Below are 4,244 nucleotides of genomic sequence, written 5' to 3' on the forward strand. Positions count from 1 at the left end.
TTCGACGGAGGTAGGCGATGGAGTGAAACGAGTTCGACCAGATGACGAACAGGGCGATCAGGATGAGGGTCCACAGGAACTGATGGCGGCCATGGCTGTCGGCCGGGGGGGCGACTCCGTAGCCGGTCGCGAGATCCCCGGTTCCGCTCTCTACGCGCGTCGCTCCCGTCTTCGTCGCCCTCCCGTGCCGGCACGGATCCATCGACCCATGACCTGGTCCGCCGGCCAGCGCGACGCTAGCAGGATGACGGCCGCCTCCGCAACGGGAAGCGTCGTCATCGGCTCGCCCGCGCGACATTCTACGACGGGATCTTCGGCAGTCCTTCGATCTCCTTCATCGCCCGCTCGATCTCCTCGCCAGGCAGCTCGAGGTCCTCAAGTGTCGCCCCGAGGAATGCGTCATAGGCGGCCATGTCGAAGTGGCCGTGCCCCGAGAGGTTGAAGAGGATCGTCTCGGCGCGCCCCTCGCGCCGGCAGCGTTCCGCCTCGACGAGCGCCGCCTTGATCGCGTGCGTCGACTCGGGGGCGGGGATGATCCCCTCGGTCCGCGCGAAAAGGACGCCGGCCTCGAAGCACTCCCGCTGCCTGTAAGCCACGGCCTCGATGAGGTCGCTCGCGGCGAGCTGGCTCACGAGCGGAGCCATGCCGTGATACCGGAGGCCGCCCGCGTGGATCGAAGGGGGCATGAAGGTGTGGCCAAGGGTGTACATCGGCAGCAACGGCGTCGTCTGAGCCGCGTCGCCGAAGTCGTAGCGGAATGAGCCCCGGGTCAGGCTCGGGCATGCCGCGGGCTCCGCGGCGATGACCTTCAGCCTCCGCCCCGCGATCTTGTCGGCGAGGAAGGGGAAGGCGATTCCCGCGAAGTTGCTTCCGCCCCCGGCGCACCCGCAGACGACATCCGGGTAGGCATTGACTTTCTCGAGCGCGGCCTTCGCCTCGAGGCCGATCACCGTCTGGTGCGTCAGCACGTGATTGAGGACCGACCCGAGCGAGTACTTCGTGTCCTCCCTCAAGGCGGCGTCCTCCATCGCTTCGCTGATTGCGATCCCGAGGCTCCCCGGGTTCCTGGGATTGCCGGCGAGGAACTTCCGTCCGGCGTTCGTATCCTCCGAAGGGCTCGGAACCACCTGTGCCCCCCAGGTCTGCATCATCGAACGGCGGTACGGCTTCTGCTCGTAGGAGACGCGCACCATGTAGACCTTGCACTCGAGGCCGAACTTCTGGCAGGCGAAGGACAGGGCGGAGCCCCACTGACCCGCGCCGGTCTCCGTCGTGAGCCGCTTCACCCCCTGTCGCGCGTTGTAGTACGCCTGCGCGACGGCGGTGTTGGGCTTGTGGCTGCCCGCCGGACTCACTCCCTCGTGCTTGAAGAAGATCCGGGCGGGGGTCCCGACCGCCCTCTCCAGATTCCTGGCGCGAAAGAGCGGGGTCGGGCGCCAGAGCCGGTAGACCTCGAGAACCTCCTCCGGGATGGGGATCCAGCGATCCCCGGACACTTCCTGGAGGATCAGGTCCATCGGAAAGAGAGGAGCCAGCGCATCGGGCCCGATCGGTTCTCCCGTGGCCGGATGCAACGGCGGGGGCGGCTTGACCGGGAGGTCCGGCGCGATGTTGTACCACTGCCGCGGCATTTCTGTCTGATTCAGGTCGATGCGATTCTCGGACACGGGCGACTCCTTTCCACTGCGGCCGCACGATCAGGGATGGGGGCAGGGCCCTGCAAGGACCCTCGATGATAAGAGATCGGCAGGCGGGTGAGGGGACTTTCGCGGTAGACGGCTCCCGATTCGCGGACTTATGGGGACGGTCGACTCGCGGCGTCGTCGCGGAGCACCCTCACGGTCATCGCCTCGCCGACCCCCTCGTGCCAGGCGATCCAGACCGTTCCGTCCGGCCCGGTCGCGATCGCCGGCGCCCGGGCTACGACGTCCTCTTCGGAAACCTGCACAGGGCGCGACCACTGCTCGCCCGCCAGGCGGGTGCGGTAGATTCCCCAGCGATCCGACTCGTCGCGGCGGCCGCTCCAGGCCACCCAGATGTCGCCTCGAGGATCTCCGGAGGCGCGCGGGGTCTGGTTGAAACGAGTCCCGAGCCCTTGGCGCAGATCGGTGGGGATGCACCAGTGGCCGGTCGCCGGATCGAGGAACGATGCATGGATCCGCTGCGCCTCTCCCGTGAGCAGCTCCCATCCGAACGACTCCCAGACGACCCATCTTCTGCCCGCCCCGTCCGCCGCGATCGATGGATAGCCGCCGTTCTCATTTCGCTCGATCGGGCCTACCAGTCGGACCACAGACGTGGCCTCATGGATCAAGTCGCCCGAGCAGACGCCGAGCGTCGACGGGTAGTGCTGGTTCCAGGCTCCCCAGAGCCGGCCCGCCTCGTCGTAGGTCAGCGAGGGGTACCAGGCATTCGTGTACTCGATCTCCGACGTCTTGATTGCCGCCTCCTCCAGGTCCATGAGGGCGCCGCCAACGATCTCTCGGTATTGGAGGAAACGCTGATTCGCCCTCCATTCGCTCCAGGCTACGGCGACGCGGCCGTCGCCGCGGCAGGCCGCAGCCGGCGTCACCGCGTCAAACGGGGCGAGGTCGCTCATGAGGACCGGGTCGGATAGAGCGGAGTCGGTCATGCGCCGGCCGTAGAGTCTGTAGAAGCCGTCGCGATCGTTCAGATAGAAGATCCAGACGGAGCCCCCGGCGGCGGCGACGACGGGAGAGAAGCTGTCGGAGGCGTCCGACTCGATCGCCATGGCCCGTGCGTCGCGATCGCCGCCGATCACGGCGAGGTGGATGTCCCCGCGTTCCTCCCATGCGCACCAGCACTGGCCATCTCGGCCGACGCTGAGGGCGGGGAAGCGGCAGCCGGAGCTTCCCAGAGTCCACGTCCGACCAAGGGCCGTTTCGCGACCCGCTCGGATCGAGGATTCCTCCTTGGGTGGGCGGGGCTTGGTTTCAGGCAGCGCCGCGGGCGCGGGGCAGATCCCCCCCTCGCAGTAGGAGGCGATCTCCGGCCCACGAATTGCCAGGGATTCGGCGAATGCCCACCGAGATCCGTCCCGCTCATCTCCCGCGCCCGATCTCGGACCGTCCTCCTTTCGGAAGTATCCGTGCAGCAGCAGCCCTCGTCCCCTCTCGCCCGCCCCCCATACCGCGTAATCGGTGGCGTTCGTGCCAGGCGGCGCGTGCGCTCCCTCGAGCAAGAGATCGAGCACGAGGTAGCGCTGCGGGTTGTGGGGATTTGGGAAGCAGGCGCGAAGTGCGACATCCGATCTCAGAAACCGGTAGGGGCCGATGATCGCCGACGACTGATCGAACTGGATCGGGGCGTCACGGCCGGCAAGCTCGGAGAAGCGAAAGGCGGTCGCCGTGCCTCGATAGTAGAGATTCAGCTTCAAGTCGGTCTCCGAGAGATCGGATTCGTGCTTCACCGAACCGGCGGCGCCCATCATCCGACCGTCCGCGTCGGCGAACTTGAGCCACGTCTCGCGGTCTCCGTCCGGCACGACCACGACGGCCAGTCCGCTCTTGTTCTCAAACACGAAGCGTGTGGCCATATGGTACGGGGACGTAAGGATGACAGCCGAATCCTGCCCCGGCCAGAACTTCCCGCAAAGGGCATGGAAGTTCTCCTCGTACGGGCTCAGAACTTCTGCCGACTCCCGTAATCCGGATCTGAAGGCCATCAGCATCGGGAAGCCGTTTCCGTGGAGCTTGTGGTACTCCGGAGGGAAGGTGATCACCGCTGTGCCGGGGTCTCGGTAGTGTTTCAGATAGGAGTAGACGTCGAGCTGCGGGCTGAAGAGGCTCTGGTAGAGGTTCGACCCGTTGGAGCGCGCGTTGCGCTCCAGGTAGTTGCGATGCACGAACTCGCCGTCGAAGAGGCAGTAGCCGCAATTCGAGGGAGAGAACGGTTGTACAAGAAGCAAGTCTTGGTCGAAGGAGGCGAGGTCGATGGCTTCGCCCCACAGACCCTCCGCCGGTGGAACTTGCCCCGCGCGATCCCGGTCACAACCGGGAAGCGCACCGAGGAGCGCCGCGAGGACGGCGATCGGAGCCAGGCTGGTCGCTCTCATGGATCGAGACTACCATGGCCGGGACCGCTCGCCCATGGAGGTGCCGCAGCGGACGCTGTCTCTGCGCGATCTTCTCTTCTCAGGGGCAGGTGAATCCGTCTAGACTGTCGGGGCACCAGCATCGTGGAGGTCGTTCAAGAAGGAGGCGGGGGCGGTCCTGGGCGAGTTC

3 protein-coding genes are annotated in these 4,244 nt (G+C 66.5%); all 3 read right to left on the reverse strand.

The genetic code is table 11. The annotated features are described in order from the left end of the window. Window positions 1-202, reverse strand: a 202-nt coding sequence (locus FJY88_12350; protein ID MBM3288126.1) for a hypothetical protein, incomplete at its 3' end; no start/stop codon positions are given. Window positions 203-299: 97 nt separating this feature from the next. After that, window positions 300-1,667: a TrpB-like pyridoxal phosphate-dependent enzyme gene (locus FJY88_12355; protein MBM3288127.1), complete on the reverse strand. Its 1,368-nt coding sequence runs from the start codon at window positions 1,665-1,667 to the stop codon at window positions 300-302. A 128-nt stretch (window positions 1,668-1,795) separates the two neighbouring features. Further along, window positions 1,796-4,075: a hypothetical protein gene (locus FJY88_12360; GenBank protein ID MBM3288128.1), complete on the reverse strand. Its 2,280-nt coding sequence runs from the start codon at window positions 4,073-4,075 to the stop codon at window positions 1,796-1,798. Window positions 4,076-4,244 lie beyond the last annotated feature (169 nt).

The organism is Candidatus Eisenbacteria bacterium, from assembly GCA_016867495.1.
GTDB lineage: Bacteria > Eisenbacteria > RBG-16-71-46 > CAIMUX01 > VGJL01 > VGJL01.